Annotated in this window: 27 protein-coding genes and 1 tRNA gene; 14 read left to right on the top strand and 14 right to left on the bottom strand. The window is 62.6% G+C overall.

Going from position 1 to position 25,604, the window contains the following annotated elements; all coding sequences use genetic code 11:
• Positions 1-15: 15 nt before the first annotated feature.
• From cpaB to OEZ71_RS01000, 6 genes are all read right to left on the bottom strand, one after another.
• A complete protein-coding gene (gene cpaB, locus OEZ71_RS01025; RefSeq protein ID WP_263738072.1) occupies positions 16-822 on the bottom strand; it encodes a Flp pilus assembly protein CpaB in 807 nt (268 codons plus the stop codon).
• 106 nt (positions 823-928) lie between these two features.
• A complete protein-coding gene (locus tag OEZ71_RS01020; protein WP_263738071.1) occupies positions 929-1,138 on the bottom strand; it encodes a Flp family type IVb pilin in 210 nt (69 codons plus the stop codon).
• Between the two features lie 282 nt (positions 1,139-1,420).
• Positions 1,421-1,900, bottom strand: coding sequence for a DUF6505 family protein (locus tag OEZ71_RS01015; protein WP_263738070.1), 480 nt, complete (start codon positions 1,898-1,900; stop codon positions 1,421-1,423).
• Complete coding sequence (locus OEZ71_RS01010; RefSeq protein ID WP_263738069.1) at positions 1,900-2,622, bottom strand: biotin/lipoate--protein ligase family protein; 723 nt, start codon at positions 2,620-2,622, stop codon at positions 1,900-1,902. The genes OEZ71_RS01015 and OEZ71_RS01010 overlap by 1 nt, the downstream gene beginning before the upstream one ends.
• A complete protein-coding gene (locus OEZ71_RS01005) occupies positions 2,619-3,683 on the bottom strand; it encodes an Mrp/NBP35 family ATP-binding protein (RefSeq protein WP_263738068.1) in 1,065 nt (354 codons plus the stop codon). Before OEZ71_RS01005 ends, OEZ71_RS01010 begins: the two co-directional genes overlap by 4 nt.
• Positions 3,680-3,880 carry a DUF6494 family protein gene (locus tag OEZ71_RS01000; RefSeq protein WP_263738067.1) on the bottom strand — a complete coding sequence of 67 codons (201 nt, stop codon included), beginning with the start codon at positions 3,878-3,880 and terminating at the stop codon, positions 3,680-3,682. Before OEZ71_RS01000 ends, OEZ71_RS01005 begins: the two co-directional genes overlap by 4 nt.
• A 73-nt stretch (positions 3,881-3,953) precedes the next feature.
• On the opposite strand from OEZ71_RS01000, the gene OEZ71_RS00995 reads away from it, so the two are divergent.
• Positions 3,954-4,691, top strand: a complete 738-nt coding sequence (locus OEZ71_RS00995; protein WP_263738066.1) for a c-type cytochrome — start codon at positions 3,954-3,956, stop codon at positions 4,689-4,691.
• 123 nt (positions 4,692-4,814) lie between these two features.
• On the opposite strand, the gene OEZ71_RS00990 is transcribed toward OEZ71_RS00995, so the two are convergent.
• On the bottom strand, positions 4,815-6,770 hold the full coding sequence (locus OEZ71_RS00990; RefSeq protein WP_263738065.1) for a 4Fe-4S binding protein: 1,956 nt from the start codon (positions 6,768-6,770) through the stop codon (positions 4,815-4,817).
• Positions 6,771-7,129: 359 nt separating this feature from the next.
• Here OEZ71_RS00990 and OEZ71_RS00985 point away from each other — a divergent pair, with 359 nt between their 5' ends.
• The 11 genes from OEZ71_RS00985 (at position 7,130) to OEZ71_RS00935 (ending at position 18,564) form a co-directional block, all read left to right on the top strand.
• A complete protein-coding gene (locus OEZ71_RS00985; protein WP_263738064.1) occupies positions 7,130-7,693 on the top strand; it encodes a DUF3305 domain-containing protein in 564 nt (187 codons plus the stop codon).
• Positions 7,690-8,301, top strand: a complete 612-nt coding sequence (locus OEZ71_RS00980) for a DUF3306 domain-containing protein (RefSeq protein WP_263738063.1) — start codon at positions 7,690-7,692, stop codon at positions 8,299-8,301. The genes OEZ71_RS00985 and OEZ71_RS00980 overlap by 4 nt, the downstream gene beginning before the upstream one ends.
• On the top strand, positions 8,298-8,909 hold the full coding sequence (locus OEZ71_RS00975) for a TorD/DmsD family molecular chaperone (RefSeq protein ID WP_263738062.1): 612 nt from the start codon (positions 8,298-8,300) through the stop codon (positions 8,907-8,909). The genes OEZ71_RS00980 and OEZ71_RS00975 overlap by 4 nt, the downstream gene beginning before the upstream one ends.
• 19 nt (positions 8,910-8,928) lie before the next feature.
• Entirely contained in the window at positions 8,929-9,117 is a 189-nt protein-coding gene (locus tag OEZ71_RS00970; protein ID WP_263738969.1) for a twin-arginine translocation signal domain-containing protein, read from the top strand.
• A gap of 60 nt (positions 9,118-9,177) precedes the next feature.
• Positions 9,178-12,093 carry a formate dehydrogenase subunit alpha gene (locus tag OEZ71_RS00965; RefSeq protein WP_263738061.1) on the top strand — a complete coding sequence of 972 codons (2,916 nt, stop codon included), beginning with the start codon at positions 9,178-9,180 and terminating at the stop codon, positions 12,091-12,093.
• Positions 12,094-12,105: 12 nt separating this feature from the next.
• Positions 12,106-12,702 (top strand): formate dehydrogenase FDH3 subunit beta, encoded by a 597-nt coding sequence (fdh3B, locus tag OEZ71_RS00960; protein ID WP_263738060.1) that lies wholly within the window; start codon positions 12,106-12,108, stop codon positions 12,700-12,702.
• 88 nt (positions 12,703-12,790) lie between these two features.
• A complete protein-coding gene (locus tag OEZ71_RS00955; protein WP_412175592.1) occupies positions 12,791-13,987 on the top strand; it encodes a formate dehydrogenase subunit gamma in 1,197 nt (398 codons plus the stop codon).
• Positions 13,988-13,996: 9 nt separating this feature from the next.
• Positions 13,997-14,122 (top strand): hypothetical protein, encoded by a 126-nt coding sequence (locus OEZ71_RS00950; protein ID WP_263738059.1) that lies wholly within the window; start codon positions 13,997-13,999, stop codon positions 14,120-14,122.
• 79 nt (positions 14,123-14,201) lie between these two features.
• Positions 14,202-15,518, top strand: coding sequence for a sigma-54-dependent transcriptional regulator (locus tag OEZ71_RS00945; RefSeq protein ID WP_263738967.1), 1,317 nt, complete (start codon positions 14,202-14,204; stop codon positions 15,516-15,518).
• Positions 15,519-15,561: 43 nt separating this feature from the next.
• On the top strand, positions 15,562-17,466 hold the full coding sequence (locus OEZ71_RS00940) for a sensor histidine kinase (RefSeq protein WP_263738058.1): 1,905 nt from the start codon (positions 15,562-15,564) through the stop codon (positions 17,464-17,466).
• Positions 17,467-17,607: 141 nt separating this feature from the next.
• Positions 17,608-18,564 carry an agmatinase gene (locus OEZ71_RS00935; RefSeq protein ID WP_263738057.1) on the top strand — a complete coding sequence of 319 codons (957 nt, stop codon included), beginning with the start codon at positions 17,608-17,610 and terminating at the stop codon, positions 18,562-18,564.
• A 104-nt stretch (positions 18,565-18,668) separates the two neighbouring features.
• On the opposite strand, the gene OEZ71_RS00930 is transcribed toward OEZ71_RS00935, so the two are convergent.
• From OEZ71_RS00930 to OEZ71_RS00915, 4 genes are all read right to left on the bottom strand, one after another.
• Positions 18,669-19,025, bottom strand: a complete 357-nt coding sequence (locus OEZ71_RS00930; protein WP_263738056.1) for a RidA family protein — start codon at positions 19,023-19,025, stop codon at positions 18,669-18,671.
• Positions 19,026-19,108: 83 nt separating this feature from the next.
• Positions 19,109-19,348 carry a hypothetical protein gene (locus tag OEZ71_RS00925; protein WP_263738055.1) on the bottom strand — a complete coding sequence of 80 codons (240 nt, stop codon included), beginning with the start codon at positions 19,346-19,348 and terminating at the stop codon, positions 19,109-19,111.
• Between the two features lie 50 nt (positions 19,349-19,398).
• Positions 19,399-19,472, bottom strand: a tRNA-Gly gene (locus OEZ71_RS00920).
• A gap of 54 nt (positions 19,473-19,526) precedes the next feature.
• Entirely contained in the window at positions 19,527-20,504 is a 978-nt protein-coding gene (locus tag OEZ71_RS00915) for a zinc transporter ZntB (RefSeq protein ID WP_263738054.1), read from the bottom strand.
• A gap of 121 nt (positions 20,505-20,625) precedes the next feature.
• Between OEZ71_RS00915 and OEZ71_RS00910 the strand changes: the two genes are divergently transcribed.
• Positions 20,626-21,528: a DMT family transporter gene (locus OEZ71_RS00910; protein ID WP_263738053.1), complete on the top strand. Its 903-nt coding sequence runs from the start codon at positions 20,626-20,628 to the stop codon at positions 21,526-21,528.
• On the opposite strand, the gene OEZ71_RS00905 is transcribed toward OEZ71_RS00910, so the two are convergent.
• The gene (locus OEZ71_RS00905; RefSeq protein ID WP_263738052.1) at positions 21,494-22,207 is read right to left on the bottom strand and encodes an endonuclease/exonuclease/phosphatase family protein; all 714 of its coding nucleotides are present in this window, start codon (positions 22,205-22,207) and stop codon (positions 21,494-21,496) included. The genes OEZ71_RS00910 and OEZ71_RS00905 overlap by 35 nt on opposite strands.
• Before the next feature lie 65 nt (positions 22,208-22,272).
• Here OEZ71_RS00905 and OEZ71_RS00900 point away from each other — a divergent pair, with 65 nt between their 5' ends.
• Entirely contained in the window at positions 22,273-22,920 is a 648-nt protein-coding gene (locus OEZ71_RS00900; protein ID WP_263738051.1) for a hypothetical protein, read from the top strand.
• A 13-nt stretch (positions 22,921-22,933) separates the two neighbouring features.
• On the opposite strand, the gene OEZ71_RS00895 is transcribed toward OEZ71_RS00900, so the two are convergent.
• Together OEZ71_RS00895 and OEZ71_RS00890 are read right to left on the bottom strand one after the other, a co-directional pair.
• Positions 22,934-24,358, bottom strand: a complete 1,425-nt coding sequence (locus tag OEZ71_RS00895) for a protein adenylyltransferase SelO (RefSeq protein ID WP_263738050.1) — start codon at positions 24,356-24,358, stop codon at positions 22,934-22,936.
• Between the two features lie 58 nt (positions 24,359-24,416).
• Positions 24,417-25,358, bottom strand: a complete 942-nt coding sequence (locus OEZ71_RS00890; protein ID WP_263738049.1) for a nucleoside hydrolase — start codon at positions 25,356-25,358, stop codon at positions 24,417-24,419.
• Between the last annotated feature and the right edge of the window lie 246 nt (positions 25,359-25,604).

Genomic DNA, 25,604 nt, shown 5'->3' with positions numbered 1-25,604 from the left:
CTGAGCGTCCCTTGATCAATCGACTTCCACATCTTCGACTTCGTTGGCGCGGCGCACGCGGATCGTGGCCTTAGCCTCGGCCGGATCGTCCACGGGCGACTTATCGCGCAGGATGTCTGACAGACGGATGGAGTCGAGCGGCTCATCGATTGCACTGTCGAGCGTACGCAGAGACAGGCTGAGCGTTCCGGCTTTCTGTGCTAGTGCAAGGGTCTGGCTCTGTTCCGGTGTCACTTCGACGGTAACGGTGCGCGCGACCGAGGGCTGGTCGGATTGTTCGTCGGCCTGCTGGTCGACGCCAATAATGCGGATGTTCTGTAGAATGGTAATGGCGCGCAGCCCGTCACCGCCGCCTTGAGTCAGCACGATGTCAACGGAGTCGCCTGGAGTAACGAAGCCGCCGACGGCGGTCTGAGCATCAACGCTGATTGCCATCGCGCGGGTGTTCGCACCGAGAGTCTGAACGATCGTTACCTTTTCGCCGAATTCCGAGATCTTCGATGCAAGAATGAGTTCGCCCTGTGACATCGCGCGCGTTGCGCGGCGGGGCGGCATACCGGGCTGGGCGACGAGTACGTCGAGGTCGGTTATTGCGCCGGGCGGCAAGGCCGCGCGCGGCCAGGACATGACCTGCAGCATATTCGCCTGAATTGGCTGGCCGAATGGAATGTCGTGGCCGGCGACGATCACCGAGACGAGGGCCGCTTCCGGGTCGGTAGAGGCAACAGCACTGCTGCGGTCGAGATATTCGCGTGCAGCGAAAGCCGATCCCCCGGCAACGGCGATTCCGAGCAGTGCGACGAGGATGGAACGGGCGCCCACGGCAGTTCTCCTTAATTCATTGAGGATTTGATTCGGCTGACGCTCGAACCTTGTTTCCTTCCGCCCCTTGAAAAGAGGGGCGGAAGGAAAATGCGTGAATACTGAATCAGCAAGTGCCGGTGTAGGTGTTTGCCGTAGCGCCAGTAAGTACATTGCAAGCGGCAGACATTTCGCCCTGCACTGCGCCGCCGAGGTTGGTCAGCAGGAAGGTGCCCACGACAACCGCGAGAGTAAGGCCAATACCGTATTCAACGAGCGTGACGCCTTCGTCGTTGGAGCGGAAGCCACGAAGTTTTTGCATAAGAGTCGAACGCATGAAGTATCTCCTTTGATGCGTTGCAAGAAATCCAGAGCCACGCTCCGGGAACTAGAAACGAGAACCGCAAGGCAGATATGCGGCTCATGTCCATAATTGCGGCGGAATTGTGGCGCTGCATCGTTCCAGGCGATGAAGCTTTCGCGCATAGGTTGAATTTTTTCCGGATTGCCGTGATTTCGCGTGTCGGACACGGACCATGACACTGGAATCGCGAATCAAATACGGCTTCGCCTGTCGTCATGTGGCGGCGGACGATCCTGAGCGGACGGGTCTCTGGCGCTATTCGTCCAGTGTCCCGTGGATCGCGAACTGGTCGAGCCCGGCCTCGCTTGCCTCGATGAAACGGTACTGTTCGCGCACGCCCGCTTCGGTCAATTCGCGCATCACCGTCAGCACCGTGTTCGGAGCGTGGTCGGCGCAAAGATCGGCCATCTGGGCCAGTTCCTCGGTCGCTATCGGCAAGGCGGCCTCGACCGAAGGGGCGCTGTAGACCGCGACGAAATGTTCGGCGAGCCGGGTCGCCAGCGTCTCGTATTCCGCCGCTTCGATCCGGGTCACGGCGACGAAGGTCACGCGGCCAAAGGTTTCTACCCCCAGCCAGCCGTTTGCAAAGGCCTGGCGCGCCTTGCCGACAAGGTCCGCCGTGGACCAGTTGGAAAACTCGAACCCTCCCGAGATCGCCCACTCGCCGGTCCTCGCCGGATTTGCAAAGACGTTCATGTCGCTTTCGTCGAAATGGATCGCGCGGGCCAGCAGCATCAGACATCCTCCAGAAGTGACGAAAGGGGCAAGAGCCGCGTCGTGCCGCCCGTCTTCAGAAGCATGCCGAAGTTTTCATCGACGCCAAGGAACGTCCCTTCGATCCGTGTGCCGTCAGAGGCGACGGACACCGTGTCATGCAGTTTCCAGGCCAGACCCTCCCATTCCCGGTGAAGGTCCGCGCGGCCCTCGGCATCCTCGATCGTATTGAGCCAGAGCAGCGTATGGCGCGACCAGGCCTCCAGGATGTGCACAGGGTCAAGCCCGCCGCAGCCTTCCTGATCGAGCGCGGTACGGTCCGGGAAGGCGCCCGGTTCGCAATCGGGTGGTAGGCTCAGTGTCAGTTCCATCCCGACGACCAGCCAGTCGGGTTCCTCGCTGGGATCGTCGGTGGCTGCGGCAACCCGCAGCGCTCCGGCATGGGCGCCGTTCAGCCGAATACCCCCCGACCAGTCGAGATGGACCGCGGTTTCGGGCGGCACGAGCGCACCAAGGGCGTTCTGCATTCCGACCCCGCAGGCGATGAACCCGGCCATGGCCGATGCAAGGGGCGTTTCAGGCGCGAGAACGATGGCTGCACGCAGCCGTTCGGGCGAAACCGACCATGCGATCAGCCCGGCATCGGTGCCGCGTTCGGCCTGATCACAGGCAATTGTGAACGGGTTGGCGGGCCCCGCGGCCAGTCCGGTCATCAAGGGCGGGAAGACCGGGACCTGGCTCATGCTATCCCATCCGCGATCAGCCGCTTCGCAAGGTCGCGGAAGGCGCGGGCCTGCGGTGTGTTTGGCTTCGACACCACGACCGGTGCGCCGCCATCGGCGGCCACCCGGATATCGAGATGCAGCGGAATTTCAGCCAGAAGCGGCGCGCCTAGTTTTTCCGCCTCGGCCCTCACGCCACCATGGCCGAAGATATGTTCCTCATGCCCGCACTGCGAACAGACATGGACGGCCATGTTTTCAATGAGGCCAAGGATCGGCGTCCCCATCTTTCGGAACATGTCGATGCCTTTACGGGCATCGAGAAGGGCGACGTCCTGCGGGGTGGAAACGATGATCGCTCCCGCGACCTCGGCCTTCTGGGTCAGCGTCATCTGCACGTCGCCGGTGCCCGGCGGCAGGTCGACCAGAAGAACATCGAGCGCTCCCCACTGAACCTGAAACAGCATCTGCTGTAACGCGCCCATCAACATCGGCCCGCGCCAAACCACCGCCTCATCCTCGCGCGTCATCAGGCCCAGTGACATCAGCGTGACGCCGTGGTTCCTGAGTGGCAGGATCGTCTTGCCATCGGGCGAGGCAGGGCGGCCGGAAACGCCCAGCATTCTGGGTTGCGACGGGCCATAGACATCGGCGTCCAAAAGGCCCACGCGTTTGCCCTCGGCAGCGAGTGCGGCGGCGAGATTGGCCGCGACGGTGGATTTGCCCACGCCACCCTTGCCACTGGCAATAGCGATGATCCGGTTCACGCCCGGCACTTTCTCCGGCCCCTGCGGCTTGGGTTTGGCACCGAGCTTCAGATCGGGCGGGGCAGGGGCGCTGTGCGCGGTCATCACGACCGACACGGCATCGACCCCCGGCATCGCCCGCAGGCGCGCCTCGGCCTCGGCCCGCGCCGTTTCCATACGTGTCGCGCGGGCGGGGTCGATCTCCAGCACGAAGCGGACGGACGCGCCGTCGACCGTCAGCGCCCGCACCAGACCCGCGCTGACGATATCGCTGCCGCCCACAGGATCGGTGACACCTTTCAATACGTCCAGAACCGCCTCACGCGTCAGGCTCATGCGTCGGGGCCCGTGATCTTGCCTGTGACGACATGCTCCATGTCGAGCCCATCGATTGTCAGGACAACCTTTGCCGAAAGCGTCTTTCCCGCTGCCTTGCCGCCCGCCTCGCGCACCGCCTTTTCGATGGCCTGTTGGGAGGTCACGCCGACCTGTTTCAGGAACTTGCGCATCGACATGTTGAAATCGTCATCCATTGGTTCTGCCTTTCCCTGACGCTTGACCCGCCCGCCGTCCGGCCCCTAGCTTTGATCGCGAAAGGCTTACAGGATGCGGATACGGATCGCCTTCTTTGTCTTCCTTATCTCGACCCTTCCCCTGAAGGGGGAGGAGCCGCGCGAGTTTACCCTGTCGCTTGCCGACGAGATCGCCGAGAGCGGTCTTGCCGACTATATCCTGCCGCGCTTCGCGCTCAAGACCGGACGGCGCGCCACCATCGTCATCGACGGTGCCGATGCGCGTTTGGAGGCCGCAGAGGGTGAACCGCCGATCATGGCGCGGGGGGATGATGTCTACGCACTCGTCCTTGAGGGCGAGAACGAGGCCGCAAGGCGCTTCGCCGACTGGCTGGGCTCGGAGATTGGGCAAAATACGCTTGCTGCCTTTCAACCGGCGGACGGCGTGGCATTCGGCCCGCCACCGGAGGTGTCGGTCAGGACAGCCGTGAAGATCGAAGGCGACGCCGATCTTGGCCGCGAGGTGGCCGAGGCACATTGCGCCCGCTGTCACCGCATCGCGCCCGAGATGCGGGGCATGACGCTCGGCTCCACTCCGTCCTTCGCAGCGCTCAAGACGCTTCCTGACTGGTCGGAGCGCTTTAGTGCCTTTTATGCGCTGAACCCGCATCCGTCGTTCCTGTTGGTCGAAGGGATCAGCCCGCCCTTCGATCCCTCGCGCCCGCCGCCCATCGTGCCGGTCGAGGTGACGCCGGAAGAGGTCGAGGCGCTGCTGGCTTATGTGGCCGGGGTGGCCGCCGCCGATCTGGGGGCAGCTATAGAGAGCAGGTAGCCGGCTTGGTATCGAACACATGACCCGCCCGGCGGCAACGCCGGGCTGCGCCGGCCCGCCCCCCCGCGGGTACGGCGCAGCCCTCATCGCGAACAGGTAAGCGCTGTTATCGGCTCTCACCATTCAGTGATCCCGCCGCTTCGAAAGGTAGTCATCCGTCGTGCGCGGGCGGGGCCGATCGCCGCCGGTCAGGGGATTGGCCTCTGAATGATACTGCGCCCGGATGCGGCAGTCGTCGCACATCTGGATAAGCCTCCCGGCACCGCCCTCGGCGAACATCGCGTGCTTGCCGGCAAGTTTCTCCATGATCTTTTCGACCGTAGACTTTACGCCAAATGGTTTGCCGCATTCGATGCATTCAAAGGGCTCTTCCTCGTGCAGAACGACCTGCGCGAGCGCCGTATCGGCGGGATTGAAACGCGGCTCCAGCGTGATCGCCCTTTCCGGGCAGATCGTGGCGCAGATCCCGCATTGCAGGCAAGCGTCTTCCTGAAACCTCAGTTGCGGCTTGTCCGGGTTGTCGCCGAGCGCGCCTGAGGGGCAGAGCGAGGCGCAGGAGAGGCAGAGCGTGCAGGCATCGGTATCAACCAGCACCGCGCCATAGGGCGCGCCGACGGGCAGGGGGACCGGATGCATAACGTCCGGCATTAGCGCCTTCGCCGCGAGCCGCGCGACCTGTCGGCGGCTGCCAAGCGGCAGGACGTGGTCGGTTCCCGTCGTCTTAGCTTCGGTACTATATAGCTTGCCCGACAAAGCCTCGGGATCGCCGACATCCAGCAGCCGAATGCGGCCCTTTCCGCCCATTGCCGACGCCAGCTCAAATTCCCGGGAAATCGTATCGAGATCGGATTTCGGCGAGGTCAAAACGTCAACCGATGCGAAGCCAAGCGCCAGAGCAGCCAGCATTTCGGCATGACCGAAGCCCGCCAACGCCCCGACGGACAGCGGCAGCATATCACCGGGCAGGCCGCGCCCGAAGCGCGCGGCAAGCGCGATCATCTCGACGCCATGACCGTCATCGTGAACAAGAAGGCGGGGCGCCGAACCACTCGCCGAAATGTAGGTTTCCGCCATGACCTGCATTCGCCGGAGATCAAATGCAACTTGCGGGGCGTCATAGGTAATGGCGCCTGAGGGGCAGAGCGACGAACAGGCACCGCAACCCGCGCAGATCAGCGGATCCACGGCGACATGATCACCGTCGGGCTGGATCGCGCCGGTGGGGCAGGCGTCCAGACAGCGGGTGCAGCCGGTCTGCCCCGCACGGGAATGGGCGCAAAGTTGCGCCTCCACTGCGACATGAAGCGGCTTTTCAAAGGTGCCGATATGCTGCGCGGCCTCAAAGACCACCGCTGCGACCGCGTTCGGATCGCCGGGATCGGCGCGTAGATAGCCGTCGCGCTTTTCATGCGCGGGAAAGAGCGGCGGATTGCCGGACAGATCGAGGATGATCGCGCAGGATGTTTCCGCCTTGTCACGCGGCGTGCCAAAGCCATAACCACCGCGACCCCCGGGCTCCATCTGGCTGAGCGCGTCGAGTTGCAGAGCAAAACTGCCGAGCGTTCCCGTCGCCGACTTGAGTGTGCCACGTACGATTTCAAAATCACGGGACGTCGGCAGTTCCTCGTCTTCTGTCAAAAGCACCGTGACAGCCAGCGTATTGGCCAGACGCTCTGCAGCCGGAAATGCCACCGATCCGCGCCCGATGATCAGGCAGGTACCATCTGAAATCACATCAACGCTCTTGGCCTGTGGCGCGGGAACCAGCGCCTCGGCCACAAGTGCCGCCATTTTCGGTGCCGCCGGGGTATCGTCGCTCCATCCCGCGCGGTCGCGGATATCGACACAGAGCGGTTCAGGCTGACCCAGATCGACGGCGAGTTCGGCAAACCGCGCTGCCTCCTGCCCGCAGGCGATCACGACGTCGCCTGTCTCGATTGCTTTCGCCGCAGCGGCGATTTCGCGCGTGCAAAGTGCAGTGTGGACGCGCGAACAGGTCAGTCCGGTCGCACGGCCAAGTGCCTCGGCGTCGATTGTCTGCGATCCGAGACAGTCGCACAGGATCAGGTGTTTCGGCATTCTTCTCCCCATGCGCGGGTTCGGGCTCTTTTCCAGCGGCCCTGCCCACGAGGTGATGCTAGGCACGAACACTTAGCCGGCGCAAAGCGAAATTCGATCAGATCAGGGCGATTCGCCGGTCAAATCACGCGATTTTTCCCGACAAAAAAACATGGGAATCAGGTTCCGGACAATTCGTCCAGCTTGGTTTGGGTTGCGCTTGGGCTGCACGGACAAAATGTCCCACGCTGGTATGCGACCGCACACTTTGATGCGATTCATGCTGATTCTTCTTTGTGAAATAGCGATACCGGCGCAGGCTTGCTCCAAGGTCGGACGGACAACCGAAACCGGCCACAAGGGGAGGCTTGATCGCATCAATGGCGCTCGCACGCGCATCCATACCCGTCGGGATCGTCGTCCGGAGGTCACCCGGAGTGACGAAATGGGCGAAGTGGGCGTGGAAGGTTGTTGCCGTGGTGCCCGGTGCAGGACCGGCCAATTGGCGTGAACTGCGCCGCGAGGGCGATGTGGTCGACTACCACGCAGCCACACTCACGTTGGACCTCTGGTCGTCGGACACAGAGGCCTACCACGTCGCCCTCGCTTCCGACCCTCCCGGTGTGTGTGTCGTTCTGAGGGAGGATGACGCGCCAGATGCCCGCATGCCCTGGAAACCTGTGATCGTCACGGCCTCACCCTATGAGGGGCAGGATTATCTCGACAGTGGCGACGGGCTGGTGGAGCGGGTGACGATGCCAGATGGAATGGTCGCATGGATCGCCGATTTCGTGCGCCGCCACCATGTCGAGGAGCCTTTCGTGAAGCGAAAGCGCGACACGAAGCGCGTCGATCTGGTCGAGGACGGCAAGGGCGATGCCCGTGTCCGGCAGCTTTCCGATGTCTTCCGCGCACCCCATGGTTACCGGGGGGGCACCGCATGACCGGCCCCGCCCGCCAAAGCGATTTCTGGTCCCGCCGCCGCGCTGCTGTGCGGGCCGAAGCGGAGGCGGAAGAGGCTGTCCTCAGGGCTGAAGAGGCCGAGGTGCGCGAGGCAGAGGCGGCAGAGAGGACCGACGAGGAGATCCTCGCCGAGCTTGGTCTGCCCGATCCTGATACGATGGTGCAGGGTGATGATTTCTCGGCTTTTCTGAAATCTGCCGTTCCCGAACGCCTGCGTCGCCGCGCCTTGCGGCGTCTCTGGCGATCGAACCCGGTGCTCGCCAATCTCGACGGGCTCATCGATCACGGTGAGGATTTCACCGACAAGGCGGTGGTCGTGCCGGGGATGATGACCACCTATCAGGTGGGCAAAGGCATGCTGCGCCATGTCATGGCGCTGGCGGAAGCTAATGCTCATGAGGACAAGGACAAGGACAAGGACGATGACGTGCCTGCCTCCGAGGAGTTCGACGCGCCAGTGTCGATCGACGAGGAGCTGGCGGACGAGCCGGAAGAACTGGTTGCTGCCGAACCGGAGCCGGTCCCGCAACCCCGCCGACACATGCGCTTTTCCTTCGCCGACACTGAAACACCGGAGATCCGTTCATGAATGCAGCCGCTGTCCAGAGGGTCGAGATCGCCGAGGAAGACCGGCTCAGGGCTGATCTTTACGGCTTCCTGTCCGCCCTTCTCGCTGCGCCGCCCGACCGGGCGCTTCTGGACAAGACCGCGGCCCTGCATGGTGACGACACCGAGCTTGGCCGCGCCATCGGGACGTTGGCAAAACTGGCGAAGGCCACGACACCTTCCTCGACGGAGCGGGAGTTCACCAAGCTATTCATCGGCCTCGGCCGGGGGGAGCTCTTGCCCTATGCCAGCTACTATCTGACCGGGTTCCTGAACGAAAAGCCGCTGGCCTCGCTCCGCAAGGACATGTCCGCGCTCCGCATCAGTCGCGCGCCCAATGTCTATGAGCCAGAGGACAATATTGCGAGCCTGATGGAGATGATGGCGGGGCTGATCACCGGCCGGTTCGGCGCGCCGGCGGCGCTCGCCCGGCAGAAGGAATTCTTCAACCGCCATATCGCGCCTTGGGCGGGGCATTTCTTTGCCGATCTCGAAGGCGCGAAAGGATCGGTTTTCTACACGCCCGTCGGCACCGTCGGGCGGCTTTTCGTCGATATCGAACGTGAAGCGTTCCGCATGAGCGGGGCGTGAGGACATGAAGGGAGGACCCATGATGGCCAAGACCAAGGACGGCACCAATCGCCGCGATTTCCTGAAGCTTGCGGCAACGACGGCCCCTGCGGCAGCGGTCGCGACGGTCGCGGGAACCGAGGCAGCCGAGGCGGCGGAACCCACCGGCGAGACCCGGCTGCAGGACACCGCCCATACAAGGGCCTATTACGACAGCGCCCGCTTCTGACGGGCCAAGGATAACCACCCAGCCTCCGGCCAAGGCGCCGGGCAAGCAAGGGAGACGGGAATGCTCAAGAGAAAGACGAGCGGAATTCAGAGAAGCGGCCAGCGCGGGACGCTGGCGACGGCGGTTGCCGAGACCACGGTTGACCGGCGGTCGTTCCTGAGGGGATCGGGCCTTGCCATCGGCGGCCTCGCAGCGATTGGCGCCACGGGCGGCACGGTGCGGCAGGCCAGCGCTCAGGAAGCGGCGAATGGCGCGATCCAGACCATCAAGTCGGTCTGCACCCATTGTTCAGTCGGTTGCACGGTTGTCGCCGAAGTCGACAACGGCGTCTGGGTCGGGCAGGAGCCCGGCTGGGACAGCCCCTTCAACCTCGGCGCCCATTGCGCCAAGGGCGCATCGGTGCGCGAACATGCGCATGGCGAACGCCGCCTGAAATATCCGATGAAGAAGGAAGGCGGCGAGTGGAAGAGGATCAGCTGGGAAGACGCGATCAACGAGATCGGCGACGGCATGATGAAAATCCGCGAGGAAAGCGGGCCTGACAGCGTCTACTGGCTGGGCAGCGCCAAGCATTCGAACGAACAGGCCTATCTCTTCCGCAAGTTCGCGGCCTATTGGGGCACGAACAACGTGGACCATCAGGCCCGTATCTGCCATTCGACGACGGTTGCCGGGGTTGCGAATACATGGGGCTACGGCGCCATGACCAACTCCTACAACGACATCCATAACTCCAAGGCGATCTTCCTGATCGGCGGCAACCCGGCAGAGGCGCATCCCGTTTCGCTGATGCATATCCTGAAGGCGAAAGAGGAAAATAACGCTCCGCTGATCGTCTGTGACCCGCGCTTCACCCGCACCGCGGCGCATTCGGACGAATATGTCCGCTTCCGTCCCGGCACCGATGTGGGCCTGATCTGGGGCATCCTCTGGCACATCTTCGAAAACGGCTGGGAGGACAAGGAGTTCATCCGCACCCGCGTATGGGGCATGGACCAGATCCGGGACGAGGTGAAGAAGTGGACGCCCGAAGAGACTGAGCGTGTCACCGGAGTGCCTGGTTCGCAGTTGCGCCGCGTGGCCTTTACGCTGGCCAACAATCGCCCCGGCACCGTGATCTGGTGCATGGGCGGCACCCAGCACACGAACGGCAACAACAACACGCGTGCTTATTGCGTGCTGCAACTCGCGCTCGGCAACATGGGCGTGTCGGGCGGCGGGACCAATATCTTCCGCGGCCATGACAACGTGCAGGGTGCGACGGACCTTGGCGTTCTGTCCCACGACCTGCCCGGCTATTACGGTCTGGCACCGGGATCATGGGCGCATTGGAGCCGGGTCTGGGGCGAAGACCTCGACTGGCTCAAGGGCCGGTTCGTCAACCTTCTCGATGCCGATGGCAATCCCGCCAAGGATGCCGATGGCAACGATATCAGCCTGATGAACCAGAACGGCATCCCGGTCTCGCGCTGGATCGACGGCGTTCTGGAAGACAAGGCCAATATGGACCAGAACGACAACGTCCGGGCCATGGTGCTTTGGGGCCACGCGCCGAACTCCCAGACCCGCGGGTCGGAGATGAAGACGGCGATGGAAAAGCTCGACATGCTTGTCGTGGTCGATCCCTATCCGACCGTCTCGGCCGTGCTGCATGACCGGACTGACGGTGTGTACTTGCTGCCCGCCTCGACCCAGTTCGAGACGAGCGGGTCGGTGACAGCGTCGAACCGCTCGTTCCAGTGGCGCGAACGGGTTGTCGCCCCGGTCTTCGAGTCGCTGCCAGACCACACGATCATCCGCATGTTCGCCGACAAGTTCGGCTTCTCCGACCGCCTCTTCCGCAATATCGAAGTGAAGGACGGCGAACCGGTGGTCGAGGACATCACGCGCGAGTTCAATCGCGGCATGTGGACCATTGGCTATACCGGCCAGAGCCCTGAGCGGTTGAAGCTGCACATGGCCAACCAGCACACGTTCGACAAGACGACGCTTCGTGCGGTGGGTGGCCCGGCGGATGGCGACTATTACGGTCTGCCCTGGCCTTGCTGGGGCACGCCAGAGATGAACCATCCCGGCACGCCGAACCTTTACGACATGTCAAAGCCGGTCTCGCAGGGCGGCCTCACCTTCCGCGCCCGCTTTGGGGTGGAGCGGGACGGTCAGAACCTGCTGGCCGAGGGTGTCTATTCGGCGGGGTCTGAAATTCAGGACGGCTATCCTGAATTCACGATGCAGATGCTGATGGATCTCGGCTGGGACGGCGATCTTACCGACGACGAACGCGCAGCGATCGAAGCGGTGGGTGGTCCCAAGGCCAACTGGAAGACCGATTTGTCTGGTGGTATCCAGCGGGTGGCGATCAAGCACGAATGCGCGCCCTTCGGCAATGCCAAGGCCCGTGCGGTCGTGTGGACCTTCCCCGACCCGGTGCCCCTGCACCGCGAGCCCTTGTACACCAACCGGCGGGACCTGGTGGCCGACTATCCGACCTATTCGGACCGGAAGCTCTACCGTCTGCCGACCATGTATGCCTCGATCCAGGAAAAGGATTTCTCGGGCGACTATCCGATGATCCTGACCTCCGGGCGTCTTGTGGAATATGAGGGCGGCGGCGACGAAAGCCGGTCGAACCCGTGGCTTGCGGAATTGCAGCAGGACATGTTCGTCGAGATCAATCCCCGCGACGCCAACAATCTGGGCATCCGCGACCGGGCACAGGTCTGGGTCGAGGGGGCCGAGGGCGCCAAGGTCAAAGTGATGGCGATGGTCACCGAACGGGTGGGCGAGGGCGTGGCCTTCATGCCCTTCCACTTCGGCGGCCATTATCAGGGACAGGATCTGAGGGACAAATATCCCGAAGGGGCCGACCCCTACGTCCTGGGCGAAAGCTCCAACACCGCGCAGACCTATGGCTACGACTCGGTCACCCTGATGCAGGAGACCAAGTGTACCCTCTGCAAAATCAGCGCAGCTTAAGGAGAAACAGTCATGGCAAGAGTCAAATTCCTCTGTGACGCCGAACGCTGCATCGAGTGCAATGCCTGCGTGACGGCCTGCAAGAACGAACATGAAGTGCCTTGGGGTATCAACCGCCGAAGGGTCGTCACGATCAATGACGGCACGCCGGGCGAACGGTCGATCTCGGTCGCCTGCATGCATTGCTCGGACGCGCCCTGCATGGCGGTCTGTCCGGTGGACTGCTTCTATCAGTCCGAGGACGGCATCGTCCTGCATTCGAAAGACCTCTGCATCGGCTGCGGCTATTGCTTCTACGCCTGCCCCTTCGGCGCGCCGCAGTATCCGCAGGCGGGCAACTTCGGATCGCGCGGCAAGATGGACAAATGCACCTTCTGCGCCGGTGGCCCGGAAGAAACCCACTCGACGGCCGAGTTCGCCAAATACGGGCGGAATCGGATCGCCGAGGGCAAGCTGCCTATCTGCGCCGAGATGTGTTCCACCAAGGCGCTACTGGCGGGCGACGGTGATGTGGTCTCCGCCATCTACCGCGAACGGGTCGTGGCACGCGGCTTCGGTTCGGGCGCTTGGGGCTGGGGCACGGCCTATGACCAGAAGGCCGCCAACTGACACGTCCGATTGGAGGTGGCAATACGTGGTCCCGTGGCGCGGTAGCGCCACGGGTGCCGCCACCTGATGTCGCTATCGGGAGACGATCATGATCCTTCGCAGCTTTCTTGCCGTTCTGGCCGCTTGTCTGTCTCTCTCCATGCCGGGTTTCGCGCAGACCGACGATACCCGCGCTGCGACCGGAGGCGCGCAGACGCTTGAGGATATCCTCGCGCGTCAGCGCGGCGAAGTCGTGGATGACAGCGCGATGCGCGCGGCGACGGGGGATCCGGACTCGGCCGCCGGAATTGCCGAACAACTCGGCACACTTGGCGGGGCCTCGGACCCCGATCTGTGGCGCGCCCTGCGCTACGGTTCGGCCGATATCACCGTGTCGTCCCGCTCGCCGGCGGCAGGTGTCATCATTCAGGACGGTGGAATGGAATGGCTGCAGTTCCGCGAAGGGCCGCTGGCGCATTACGGTGGCTATCTGCTTTTGGGCATGATCGCGGTGCTGGTGCTGTTCTACCTGACCCGCGGCAAGATCCGTATCGATGGCGGGGCGAGCGGACAGACCATCCTGCGGTTCAACGCGGTCGAACGCTTTGGTCACTGGCTGATGGCGGGGTCATTCATTGTCCTTGCTGTGACCGGGCTGGTCATGATCTTTGGCCGTCTCGCGCTGATCCCGCTGCTGGGCAAAGATGTCTATGCGCCGATCGCGAATGTGGGAAAATGGGCGCATAACAACCTTGCATGGGCCTTCATGGCGGGGCTCGCCATCGTCATAGTGGTCTGGATCGCCGACAATTTCCCGAACAAACATGACCTGAAATGGCTGGCCAAGGGCGGCGGGCTGTTTTCCACGGGCGTGCATCCGCCCGCGAAAAAGTTCAATGCCGGGCAGAAGATCATCTTCTGGTCGGTCGTGGTGCTGGGCGTCTCGATCTCGCTCTCCGGCCTTTCGCTTCTTTTCCCATTCGAGCTGCCGATGTTCGCCAAGACTTTCGTCGTCCTGAACGCCACCGGCCTGCCGCAACTTTTCGGCTTTGGTGAGTTGCCGACAGTCCTTGGCCCGCATCAGGAAATGCAGTTGGCCCAGGCCTGGCACGGAATCGTCGCCTTCGTCTTCATGGCGATTATCATCGCCCACATCTACCTCGGCTCGGTCGGGATGGAGGGTGCATTTGACGCCGTCGGCACGGGTGAGGTTGACGTGCAATGGGCAAAGGAACACCATGCGCTCTGGTACGAGGAGACGCGTGGGGCGGCTTCGCGGGACGCACCGGCGGAACCGGCGGAATAGGGGGGCGCGATGAAAGTCATGTTTGCCGCATTCCTTGCCGCCATCGTCATCGCGGTGGCAGCCGATCTTGCGCTTCACCGCGCGGGTTTCTCGTCCGAGGAGGTGACAGCGGGGCCTTCGGTCCGGCTCGACTGAAACGGGGAATGATTTGACGGAACTGCGCCCCGGCGGAACACCGCCGCAGACGGAGGCCGAAGAGGTCGGGCCGAGCGCCATCGACCGGGTGCTTCGCCATGTCTCGATACTGGTGATCGACGACGAACCGGGAATGCGCAACTTCCTGATCCGCACGTTTGAGCCGCGCTGCAAGCGGATCGTGGCGGCGGCAAGTGCCGAGGAAGCATCGCAGCTTCTTGACACCCAGCATTTCGATCTGGTGTTGCTGGACAATGTCATGCCCGGCCAGTCGGGCCTCGACTGGCTGACCGAACAGCGGCGCGTGGGGCTTTTCGCCGAGGCGATCCTGATGACGGCTTATGCTGATCTTGACACAGCCATTCATGCCCTGCGGGTGGGGGCGGCGGATTTCGTGCTGAAACCCTTCCGTTCGAACCAGATCATCAATGCGGTTAACCGTTGCATGGATCAGCGCTATCTGAGGCGCGAGAACTTCCTGCTGAAATACGAGTTGCGCGCCGATACGCTCGCCGCGCGCGGGCGGTTGATCGGCAATTCGCCGCGGATTGAGACAGTGCGCCGGACGCTAGAACGGGCCGCACCCTTGCCAACGCCGGTTCTCTTCACGGGGGAAAGCGGCACGGGCAAGGAAATTGCCGCGCGTACGCTGCACGCAATGTCAGACCGTGCCGATAAACCTTTTGTGCCCATCAACTGCGCCACGACGACGCCTGAGCGGCTGGCCGAGGAGTTGTTCGGCAAGGTCGGCGAGGAGGAGCGGGACGGGCTGCTTATTCAGGCAAGTGGCGGAACCTTCTTCCTCGACGAGATCGCAGACATGCCGCTGGCCATGCAGGGCACTCTCTTGAGAGTGATCGAGGATAACCGGCTGCGCCCTCACGGGTCTGAAAGAGAAATTCCACTAAACCTGCGCTTCCTCTTCGCGTCCAATACCGACCTGAGTCGAGCCGTAAACGAGGGACGGTTCCGCAAAGACCTGTATAACCGGATTAATGTTTTGACCGTAGAAATGCCGCCGCTCCGCGATCGGGTTGGCGATATCGGCGAACTTGCGGAACTGTTCATCGGCAATATCGCCCGGCAGCTAGGGGTGGCATCGCTGAATGTGAGCGAGGACGTCCTACGAAACCTCGCCCGCTACGAATGGCCGGGCAATGTGCGGGAGCTGCGGAACCTTATCGAACGCTCGCTGATCCTGGGGGAATTCCCGCCAGAATTTGCGGGCGGTCCGGATGTGGCCGGGATGGAACCGGCAGAGTCGCTGCAAGCCGTTGAGCGGCGCCATATCCTCGCGATACTGGAGGCCTGCGGCGGCAATCGGGCCGAGGCTGCGCGGCGATTGGGCGTGTCACGCAAAACCATCGACCGCAAATGCGCACAGTGGAATGTATGAGGCGCCGCATCGGGTAAGATTGCTGAAAAGCGTGCGCGCGCGCATGTTGGTCATTGCGCTGCTGCCCGCGCTGATCCTGTTGCCGTTGGTTCTGGCCTACACGGTCAAAAGCCTGATCGACCGGCTGGACGAGGTGCTGATCGACAAGGTGGCGGGTGAACTGACCATCGCACACCAGCACCTTGCGGGTCTTCTCAATGGTCGCCGGGCGGGGATCGAGGCGCTGGGTCAATCCGCCGTTTTTGTCGCTGTGCGCAACGACCCCACTGCCATGGCGGCGCTGCTGGAAACGCGGCGCGCGGCACTTGGGCTCGACTTCCTCTATTTTGTGGCAGCGGGCGAACCTGCAGAAGCGTCACGCTGGCCTGTCGTCGCGTCTGCCCTAAAAGGGCAGGCCGGCGCCGAGATCGACATCTTTCACGGCGACGACCTTGCCGGGATTTCTCCTGCCTTGGCGGAAAGGGCACTTTTGCCCCTTGTGCCGACTGTGGCTGCCGTGCCGACCGATCGAACAGAGGAAACGCGCGGTATGGTCGTACATGCGGCCGCCCCCGCATTGGGCGGTGCCCTGGTCGGTGGCACGCTTCTGAACCGCAACCTCGCCTTCATCGACGAGATCAATAACCTTGTCTATCCCTCTGGAAGAATTACACAAAGCGGGCAGGGAACTGCGACGATTTTTCTTGAAGACGTTCGCATCTCGACCAATGTGCGGCTCTTCGAGGATGTCCGCGCACTCGGCACCCGCGTTTCTGCCGCGGTGCGGGCGAGGGTTCTGGATGAAGGCCAGGTCTGGCTAGACCGGGCGTTTGTGGTGAATGACTGGTATGTCTCGGCTTATGAACCCATAGTGGACAGCTTCGGCAGCCGCGTGGGTATGCTCTATGTCGGTTTCCTCGAGGCGCCCTTCGTGGCGGCCGAGCGGCGCACCCTGATCGAGATTGGCGTCGCGTTCGTCCTTGTCCTTGCCGTGTCGGTTCCAATTCTCTTGCGGTGGGCGCGCGGGATCTTCGCCCCACTCGAAAAGATGAACGCCGTAATCGGCGCGGTCGAGGCAGGCGACCTTTCTGCCCGGTCTGGCCGACCGGTGCCCGATGACGAAATCGGCCGGGTGGCGGGACATCTTGACCATCTTCTCGACCAGATCGAGGAGAGTGACAGGAAGTTGAGGGACTGGGCGGAAGAATTGGAAGAACGCGTCGCCGACCGCACCCGGGATCTGGAAGCGGCGAACCGGCAGATCGAGGCGACGACGAAGCAGTTGATCGTTTCTGAAAAACTAGCCGCCATCGGCGAGATCACTGCAGGCGTTGCCCATGAAATCAATAATCCTTTGGCTGTGATACAGGGCAATCTTGATGTGGTTCGCGATGATCTGGGCGCGCGGGCCCAGCCGCTGAAAACCGAGTTCACGCTCATTCAGGAGCAGATCCAGGCGATCCATATCCTCGTCTCGAAACTCCTGCGGTTTGCCCGGCCCGAGGAATATGCCGATGGCGGAACCGGTAACGATCCAGATGACGTAATCCGCGATACGATGCCGCTTGTTCAGCACTTACTGGCCAAGGCAAAGGTGGAGGTGGGACTCGACTTGAAGGCAGGCGCCGTGGTGGCGATGAACCAGACCGAACTGCAGCAGGTGCTGATCAACCTCATGGTCAACGCGATACAGGCGATGCCGGATGGCGGACGGCTGGACCTGAAAACGAGGGCGGAAGACACCAAAATACGGATCACGGTCACAGATACCGGAATTGGTATGTCGGAAGAGGTGCTCGCCCGGGTCTTCGACCCATTCTACACGACGAAACGCAGTGAGGGCACGGGGCTTGGTCTTTCCATCAGCCGTAATCTTGTGGCGCGGGGCGGGGGAACGATCAGCGTCGACAGCCGCCCGGGTGAGGGGACACGGTTTGATATCCTGCTGCCAGTTGCGGTCTCGGCCTGATGTCGAACCAGCGGGCAGCAAGCCGACGACGTGTTTGAATGGATGCTGAATTCCGGATTTCGGGATTCCTATTTGGTTTCTTGCCTATTTATCCGCGCGCTGAACTGAACTAGCGTCGCGCGGACGACCTAAGGAGGAACCATGGCCGACCCGTTTTTCAAACCCGTTTCGGGGATGGAGATGCCGCGTTTCGCGGGAATACCGACCTTCATGCGACTGCCATCCGTGCCGCTCGACCATCCGCGCATCGGCGATGTCCAGATCGGTCTTGTGGGTCTGCCCTGGGACGGGTCGGTGACGAACCGGCCGGGGCCACGCCACGGTCCGCGCCAGTTGCGCGACTATTCGACGATGATCCGGGCACAGCATCCGGTCTCGGGCCTCAGGCCGTTCGAGGCGGCGAACTGCGCCGATCTCGGTGATGTCGGGCCGAACCCGGTCGATCAGGACGATACGATGGCGCGGTTCGCGACCTTCTATGCTGAACTCAAATCCCGCAATATCCGGCCCCTGACCGGTGGGGGGGACCATCTCTGCACCCTGCCGGTTCTGCGCGGGCTGGCCAAGGATGCGCCCCTGGGCCTCGTGCATTTCGACAGCCATACAGATCTCTTCGCGGCCTATTTCGGATCGAAGACGCTGACACATGGCAACCCGTTCCGCTCGGCGGTGGAGGAGGGGCTTCTGGACCCCAAGCGGATGATCCAGATCGGCATCCGCGGCACCCAATACGATCGCAGCGATTTCGATTTCGCGAAGGCCAACGGCATCCGCATTGTGACGATCGAGGAGTTCTTTGCCCGCGGCATTCCCGATGTGATGGCCGAGGCGCGCGAGATCGTGGACGACAAACCCACTTACATGTCCTACGACATCGACTTCATCGACCCATCGGTGGCACCCGGCACCGGGACGCCGGAATGGGGCGGGCCGAACGCGTTCCAGGCGATGCAGGTCGTGCGGGAATGTGACGGGCTGAACATCGTCGCGGGCGATCTTGTCGAGGTCTCGCCGCCCTTCGATCCCTCCGGCAACACCGCCTGGCTTGGCGTATCGCTGATGTTCGAGATGCTCTGCGTCATGGTCGCCGCCCTCTGAGCGACCGGTCCTTTAGGGCGGGTCAGGAAGGATTTTGGATCAAAATCCTTCCCCGCCGGAGCGACGGAAAAGTCTTGTTCCAAGACTTTTCCGGTATCGTTGCATCAGGCCTGTGCGGCCGTGATGATGATTTCGACCAGATAGTCGGGCGTCGCCAGTTTGGCTTCGCCGGTTGCGCGCGCAGGTGCGTGACCCGCAGGCACCCAGGCGTCCCAGACCGCGTTCATCGCCTTGAAGTCGGCGTTGATATCGGCCAGCCAGATCTGGGCGCGCAGGATGCGTGTCTTATCCGATCCCGCCACTGCCAGAAGCCGTTCGATTTCGGCAAGGCATTCGCGGGTCTGGCTGGTGACGTCACCGCCCGGCTCGCCGACCACACCGGCAAGGTGCACAACGCCGTTGTGGATGACGATATTCGACATCCGGGTTTCGGTTTCAATACGGGTGATGGGGGTGCTCATATCCGTGTCCTCGCTGGAAAAACGCACCCCCTCCTATCCGCCTTGGCGGCGGAATGGAACCGGGTTAACGGCCGGGAATTGGATCAGATACCGAGAAGTTCCTTCGCGGCGTTCAGATCGGCGACCGATCCCGCGTGATCGCCGGAATCGTGTTTGGCCTTGCCGGAATTGTAGAGTTCCGTGATCTGCGCCTTGGTCGCCTCATCAGCGGTGCTGGCGGCCATCGCAGTGTCGATTTCGGCCATCAACGCAGGGCACTGTCCTGCGAATGCAGGACCGGCGAGGGCGGCCGCAATCACGGATGCAAGTATCGTCTTTTTCATCTGAATGTCTCCCTAGTCGAGTTAATGTTGAAACAGGTCGTCACAGGGATTGGAGCGGGTGAAGGGAATCGAACCCTCGTCGTAAGCTTGGGAAGCTTCTGCTCTGCCATTGAGCTACACCCGCGTGGCGATCTGATTACCGCGCGGCCCGGCATGAGGCAAGAGGTTAGCACAGGGCTCAGAACCATTTCATCCAGCGGAAGACGAGCCAGAGGCCAAGCCCCATCACCGCCGTGGCGCCCGACAATGCGGCAAAGGCCCAGGGCCAGTCGGTGCCGGGCATGCCCGCGACATTCACCCCGAAAAGACCGGTGAGAAAACCCAGCGGCAGAAAGACCGCGGCCACGACCGAGAGGATGAAGCTGTTGCGCCCGAGCCGCGCGGCCTGAAGGCTGTCGGTATGGGCCCTCAGCGATGCAAGGCGGTCGCGCACGGTGTCGAGTTCCTCGACCGCCCTTACCGTCCGGTTGGCGGCATTCCGGATATCATAGCCCTCGACGCTGCCGAACAGTTCCCCTTCGGCAGCTGCCAGCCGGGACAATGCTTCGCGTTGCGGCGCGATATGGCGGCGCAGCTTAATGACCGAACGGGCGAGGCGGGCGATCTCCATCTCACCCTTGCCGACCGTGTCTGGTTGGTCATCGAGCAGAATCTCTTCGATCTCGTCGGTGCGGTCCTCGCGTTCGGCCGTTGTCGCCTCGATCCGCAGGGTCAGCGCGTCGATCAGGCGGGCGACGAAGGAAGCAGGGGTGGCGGGGGCCTGTCCCTCGGCCATCGCGCGCACAAGGTCATCGAAGGCGAAGATGCGCCGCATCCGGGTCGAGACAACCAGTCCCGGCCCGATCCAGAGACGCAGCGCGACCATGTCTTCGCTTTCTTCGCCCGGATTGAGGTTGATGCCGCGCAGCGTCACCAGAAAGCCATCGCCGATGCTTTCAAAATGCGGCCGGGTCTCGGCCTGCATCAGACCGGCGCGGACCGGGTGCGGCAGGTGTGCAGCGCTCCACGCGATGAAGCCCGGAGCGGTGCGGTCACAATGGATCCAGCGCCAGGCGGCATCCGATCCCGGCCCGGGGGTGGGCCAGTCCTGATCCAGCGCCCGCGCCTTGCCATCGGGCAGGATGTCATAGGCGGCAATGGGGGCGAGGGTCGGCATGGCGGGCTCCTGACTTAAACTGGCGTGATGCTGGCGGGGAATAGAGCCGCGCGCAACGGCAAAGGGATGCTTGACAGTGGCGGCGTGCCGGTATCGGGTCTGCGTGGGAAAAGGGGAGCGGATGGAGCGCAAGGACAGGATCGACGCCTTCGGGGCGATCTCGCTGACCGGGTTTTCGGCGTTCCTCGCCTTCAATCAGGTCATCATCAAATTCGTCAATGGCGGCTTGCAGCCCGTCTTCTTCGCCGGACTGCGTTCGGCCATCGCGGTACTTTGCCTCTGGCTCTGGATGACGTGGCGTGGCCGTCCGCCGCGGCTGCGGCGCGATATGGCGGGTCCGGGCATCGCCATCGGACTTGTCTTTTCGGCCGAATTCCTCGGCCTCTTCATCGCGCTGGACCTGACTTCCGTTACACGGACCTCTATCATTCTCTATTCTATGCCGGTCTGGCTGACGCTGGCCGCGCATTTCGTGCTGCCCGGCGAGCGGATTACGCCGCGAAAGGCTGTCGGCCTGATCCTTGCCTTCACGGGCGTCGCCTGGGCGATCCTCGACCGCGATACCGGCGCAGGCCAGGCCAGTCTGACGGGCGATCTCTGCGCGCTTGGTGCGGCGATATGCTGGGCGACGCTGGCACTCATCGCCCGGGGGACACGGCTGAAAGAGGTGCGGCCCGAAATGCAGCTTTTCTGGCAGGTGCTGGTTTCGGCCCCGGTCCTGATCTTCGCGGCATTGTTCTTCGGTCCGCTTCTGCGCGATCTGGTGCCGCTGCATATCGCGGGGCTGGTCTTTCAGGGGGGTGTCGTGGTCGCTGCGGGATTCGTGTTCTGGCTCTGGTTATTGTCGATCTATCCCGCCGCCGGTGTGGCGAGCTTTTCCTTCCTCACGCCGATTTTCGGTGTTGCCTTCGGCTGGGCGCTTCTGGGGGAGGAGATCGGTTTGTCGCTTGTTGTAGCGGCGCTGCTCGTCGGGGTCGGGATCATCCTGATCAATCGCCCGGCCCGGCGGCGTCATCCATCCTGATATCGGCCCAGACCGGCAGGTGGTCTGAGGCGATGCGGGCAGGGGCGGCGCTGTGCACGCCTGCGTCCCGCAAGTGCAGGCCGTGCCCAAGTGCGACACGGTCAAGCGCCCCGATCGGCCCGGCGGCGGGGAAGCTGCGCCCGGGCGAGTGCAGCCGGAAATCGGACCCGAGCGCCTCGGCCCCACCGCGCGCGGACCAGTCGTTGAAATCGCCGAGGATCGCGGTCGGCATTTCGCGGCGCCGACTGATGGCTGCCCGGATGGCGGCAAGCTGCATCGACCGGTAGCGTTTAATCAACCCCAAATGCACGCCTATAACCCGCAGGGGCCCCGCATGGGTGTCAATCTCGGCCAATACAGCGCCTCGCGGCTCTAAACCCGGCAGTATAATGCGCCGGATTGCAGTGACGCTCAGATCGGCGCGCACAAGCAGCGTCTGGCCGTGCCAGCCAAGGCTTGGCCCCTCGGGTGCGAAAGGCAGGGTGCGCAGGCCTGTCACCCCTTCAATGAGATTTCTGGGCAGGGCGGCGCGGCGGGGTGCAAGACGGTGATCGACTTCCTGCAAGGCGACAATATCCGCATCGAGCGCTGCCACGACCTCGGCAATGCGCATCGGGATGCGGCGGCGGTCGAGACCAACGCATTTGTGTGCATTGTATGACGCGAGGCGCAGATACATGTTTCTGATCTAAGCGTTCCTGTGCCGCTCTTGAAGCAGCGGGATGCCGGGGTTAGCTAAGTCTCATGTGGTATCGCCGCGTTCGCAGCCAGCCGATTGTCGTGCAGATCATCTGGACGGTGCTTTGTCTTGCCTTTGTTGTCGCTCTTGCCACCGCACGCTGGTCACTTGCCTTCGTATCGCTTTCGACCTTCGGCCTGTCACTGTTGCCGGTTCTCTTTCAAAGCCGGTTCGGCATTCAGCTACCGGTCCGGTTCTTTGCCGGGATCGTGATCTTCGTCTTCGCGACGATTTTTTTGGGTGAGGCCTTTGATTTCTACAACCGGTTCTGGTGGTGGGATGTCGCCCTGCATGGCGGCTCCGCGCTTGGCTTCGGTCTGATCGGGTTCCTCTTTGTCTTCATGCTCTTTGAAGGCGACCGCTATGCCGCGCCTGCCTGGGCCGTGGCCTTTGTCAGTTTCTGCTTTGCACTTTCGATCGGCGCAATGTGGGAGATTTTTGAATTCGCCATGGATCAGGCCTTTGGCCTGAACATGCAGAAGACCGGCCTTGTCGACACGATGTGGGACCTGATCGTCGACACTGTCGGGGCCGGTTTTGGCGCTTTCGTTGGTTTTCTGTACCTCAAGGGGCAGGAGGTTGGCGGGTTGACGAGTGTATTGCAGGAATTCGTGCAGAAGAACCGTCAGTTCTTCCGCAAGTTCCGCCGATGATCGCTCGGTTGGGTCAGGTGCCGCAGAACGTGCGGGTGACCGTTTCCTCTTCCGTCGGTGCCGCCCGGTATTCAGCCGCGTCAGGCTGATCGTCGAAGGGATGCGCAAGAATCTCGTTCAGCCGGTGAAAGTGACTATAGTCGCCTTTCACCGCCGATTGGATTGCCTCTTCGACGCGGTGATTGCGCGGGATAAAGGCGGGGTTGGCCGCGCGCATCAGCGCCACCGGATCAGCCTCGCGTGCGGTCCGATCCCGCCAGTCGCGGGCCCAAGCCCCGCACGCCTTGGGATCGGCGAACTCTGACGCGGCCGTATCGTCCGATAGCCCCCGGAAAGTACGGGTAAAGTCCGCGCCGCCCTCGGCCATTCGCGTGAGCAGTGCCTCGATCAGCGCTGCGTCTCCGTCTTCTGCGGTCGCCAACCCTATCTTGGCGCGGAACCGCTTCAGCCATTCCGCCTCATAGAGCTCGGGAAAGCGGTTGATCGCGGCGGTCGCGGCCTCGATGGCGGGCTCCTCTTCACCCATCAGTGGCAACAGGCACGAAGCGAACTGCGCGAGGTTCCAGACCGCGATGCGCGGCTGGTTGCCGTAGGCATAGCGGCCGTACTGGTCAATGGAGGAAAAGACCTTCTGCGGGTGATACGCATCCATGAAGGCGCAGGGCCCGTAATCAATGGTCTCGCCCGAGATAGCCATGTTGTCTGTGTTCATCACGCCGTGGATGAATCCGAAACTCATCCACCCAGCGATCAGCCTTGCCTGTGCGGCGGTGACGGCATCGAGAAGGTCGAGCGGGGTTTTGGCATCAGGATAGTGCCGCTCGATGACATGGTCGGTCAGCAGACGCAACGCCTCCGTGTCCTGCCGCGCTGCGAAATACTGGAACGTGCCGACACGGATATGGCTTGCTGCAACGCGGACCAGAACCGCGCCGGGCAGGGCGGTTTCACGCCAGACCGGTTCGCCTGTCGTCACCGCGGCAAGCGCGCGGGTCGTCGGCAGGCCAAGCGCAGCCATCGCTTCCGACACGATGTATTCGCGGATCACCGGCCCGATCCAGGCCCGCCCGTCGCCACGGCGAGAAAAGGGCGTGGGGCCGGAGCCTTTGAGCTGAATGTCGAAGCGCTGCCCTTCGGGGGAGACGATTTCACCCAACAAAAGCGCGCGGCCATCGCCAAGCTGCGGCGACCAGCCGCCGAACTGATGGCCGGCATAGGCCTGCGCCAGCGGCTCTGCTCCGCCGGGCGTTGCGTTTCCGGCAAACGACGTGACCGCCTCTGCGGAGGACAGTATTTCGGGGTCAAGCCCAAGGGATCGCGCCAACCCCGCATTGACCGTGATAAGACCTGGGTCCCGGACAGGGACAGCTGTCTGACGGGCATAGAACCGGTCCGGCAGACGGGCATAGGAATTGTCAAAAGGCAGGGTCAGGGTCATCGGCGCTCCTTTACCCATAGATAGGCCGATGCGGTCGAAAGAAAAGCCGTTCCTTGTCTCACAGATGGGCGAGGCGTTCGGTCAGGAGCGCATAAAAGCCCTCGGCATCGACATCGCCGATGAACATCGCATTGGCTTCCCGATTCGACACCCGCCACCAGTCGGCAACCGTCATGCCGGTTGTGAAGCGACCCTCGGTCTCGATCTCCACATTGATGTGTCGACCGGTGAACAGATTCGGTTTGAGCAGATAGGCGATGGTACAGGGGTCGTGCAGTGGTGCGCCTTCGGACCCGTATTTCGCCATATCATAGCGCTCGAAAAAATCGGTCCAGCTTGCCACGGCGTGGCCAACCTGCGTCCCGAGGCCCCGGAACGCCTCGACACGTGCCCGTGTCGTCAGCACCTTGTGGGTGACGTCAAGCGGCATGACGACGAGCGGCACGCCGGATTTGAAGACAATACCGGCGGCCTCCGGGTCGACATAGATGTTGAACTCGGCCGCAGGTGTCACATTGCCGACCTCGAAATAGGCCCCGCCCATCAGCACGATCTCGGCGATGCGGGGGGCGATGTCGGGCGCTTGCCGCAGGGCTGTGGCAATGTTTGTCAGCGGGCCGATCGGACAAAGCGTCACGCTGCCGGGCGCCTCCTTGCGGAGCGTTTCGATAAGGAAGTCGACCGCATGGCCGTCAGTCAGCGCCATTTTCGGATCGGGCAGGACGATACCATCGAGGCCGCTTTTGCCGTGTACATATTCCGCCGTAACGAGCGGGCGGACGAGCGGCGCCTCGCAGCCAGCATAGACCGGTATGTCAGGTCGCCCGGCCAGTTCACAGACAATGCGCGCGTTTCTTGAAGTCAGTGAAAGCGGCACGTTGCCCGCCACCGTTGTGATGCCTAGAACGTCAAGTTCGGGTGAGGCCAACGCCAGCAGGATCGCGACCGCGTCGTCCTGCCCGGGATCGGTGTCGATGATGATCTTTCTGCTCTTCGTCATCCGGGGCGCTCCTTTGGTCGCAGGTTGAACCTTGTATCAGTCATTGTCCATCTGCAGAAAAAAAATGATCAAATTAACTGTCGAGTGCAAAATGCCGCCCTAAAATGGACACTATTTCAGTAAAAAACGACATCGTTATTGGTGCGACTACCTCCTTCAAGTGGCGGTGTCATCGTAATTGTTACGAATAAACATACACATCCGCGAATCTACCTTGAAAGGTGCCAGAGCACACGCATGACGCAA

This window comes from Albidovulum litorale, assembly GCF_025751495.1.
Taxonomy (GTDB): domain Bacteria; phylum Pseudomonadota; class Alphaproteobacteria; order Rhodobacterales; family Rhodobacteraceae; genus Albidovulum; species Albidovulum litorale.
The sequence above is the reverse complement of the archived record's forward strand: the minus strand, read 5'-3'. Positions and strand labels throughout refer to the sequence as shown.

Excerpts from the sequence above, each read along its gene's own strand:
- OEZ71_RS00915 (WP_263738054.1), bottom strand. The coding sequence starts at position 20,504 with ATGCCGACCCTCGCCCCCATTGCCGCCTATGACATCCTGCCCGATGGC.
- OEZ71_RS00955 (WP_412175592.1), top strand. The coding sequence starts at position 12,791 with ATGATCCTTCGCAGCTTTCTTGCCGTTCTGGCCGCTTGTCTGTCTCTC.
- OEZ71_RS00895 (WP_263738050.1), bottom strand. The coding sequence starts at position 24,358 with ATGACCCTGACCCTGCCTTTTGACAATTCCTATGCCCGTCTGCCGGAC.
- OEZ71_RS00905 (WP_263738052.1), bottom strand. The coding sequence starts at position 22,207 with ATGTATCTGCGCCTCGCGTCATACAATGCACACAAATGCGTTGGTCTC.
- OEZ71_RS00930 (WP_263738056.1), bottom strand. The coding sequence starts at position 19,025 with ATGAGCACCCCCATCACCCGTATTGAAACCGAAACCCGGATGTCGAAT.
- OEZ71_RS00940 (WP_263738058.1), top strand. The coding sequence starts at position 15,562 with ATGTTGGTCATTGCGCTGCTGCCCGCGCTGATCCTGTTGCCGTTGGTT.
- OEZ71_RS00975 (WP_263738062.1), top strand. The coding sequence starts at position 8,298 with ATGAATGCAGCCGCTGTCCAGAGGGTCGAGATCGCCGAGGAAGACCGG.
- OEZ71_RS00950 (WP_263738059.1), top strand. The coding sequence starts at position 13,997 with ATGAAAGTCATGTTTGCCGCATTCCTTGCCGCCATCGTCATCGCGGTG.
- OEZ71_RS00890 (WP_263738049.1), bottom strand. The coding sequence starts at position 25,358 with ATGACGAAGAGCAGAAAGATCATCATCGACACCGATCCCGGGCAGGAC.
- OEZ71_RS00985 (WP_263738064.1), top strand. The coding sequence starts at position 7,130 with ATGGCGCTCGCACGCGCATCCATACCCGTCGGGATCGTCGTCCGGAGG.
- OEZ71_RS00990 (WP_263738065.1), bottom strand. The coding sequence starts at position 6,770 with ATGCCGAAACACCTGATCCTGTGCGACTGTCTCGGATCGCAGACAATC.
- OEZ71_RS01010 (WP_263738069.1), bottom strand. The coding sequence starts at position 2,622 with ATGAGCCAGGTCCCGGTCTTCCCGCCCTTGATGACCGGACTGGCCGCG.
- OEZ71_RS00970 (WP_263738969.1), top strand. The coding sequence starts at position 8,929 with ATGATGGCCAAGACCAAGGACGGCACCAATCGCCGCGATTTCCTGAAG.
- OEZ71_RS01000 (WP_263738067.1), bottom strand. The coding sequence starts at position 3,880 with ATGGATGACGATTTCAACATGTCGATGCGCAAGTTCCTGAAACAGGTC.
- OEZ71_RS00965 (WP_263738061.1), top strand. The coding sequence starts at position 9,178 with ATGCTCAAGAGAAAGACGAGCGGAATTCAGAGAAGCGGCCAGCGCGGG.
- OEZ71_RS01005 (WP_263738068.1), bottom strand. The coding sequence starts at position 3,683 with ATGAGCCTGACGCGTGAGGCGGTTCTGGACGTATTGAAAGGTGTCACC.
- OEZ71_RS00995 (WP_263738066.1), top strand. The coding sequence starts at position 3,954 with ATGCGGATACGGATCGCCTTCTTTGTCTTCCTTATCTCGACCCTTCCC.
- OEZ71_RS00900 (WP_263738051.1), top strand. The coding sequence starts at position 22,273 with ATGTGGTATCGCCGCGTTCGCAGCCAGCCGATTGTCGTGCAGATCATC.
- OEZ71_RS01020 (WP_263738071.1), bottom strand. The coding sequence starts at position 1,138 with ATGCGTTCGACTCTTATGCAAAAACTTCGTGGCTTCCGCTCCAACGAC.
- OEZ71_RS00925 (WP_263738055.1), bottom strand. The coding sequence starts at position 19,348 with ATGAAAAAGACGATACTTGCATCCGTGATTGCGGCCGCCCTCGCCGGT.
- OEZ71_RS00935 (WP_263738057.1), top strand. The coding sequence starts at position 17,608 with ATGGCCGACCCGTTTTTCAAACCCGTTTCGGGGATGGAGATGCCGCGT.
- OEZ71_RS01015 (WP_263738070.1), bottom strand. The coding sequence starts at position 1,900 with ATGCTGCTGGCCCGCGCGATCCATTTCGACGAAAGCGACATGAACGTC.
- OEZ71_RS00910 (WP_263738053.1), top strand. The coding sequence starts at position 20,626 with ATGGAGCGCAAGGACAGGATCGACGCCTTCGGGGCGATCTCGCTGACC.
- fdh3B (WP_263738060.1), top strand. The coding sequence starts at position 12,106 with ATGGCAAGAGTCAAATTCCTCTGTGACGCCGAACGCTGCATCGAGTGC.
- OEZ71_RS00980 (WP_263738063.1), top strand. The coding sequence starts at position 7,690 with ATGACCGGCCCCGCCCGCCAAAGCGATTTCTGGTCCCGCCGCCGCGCT.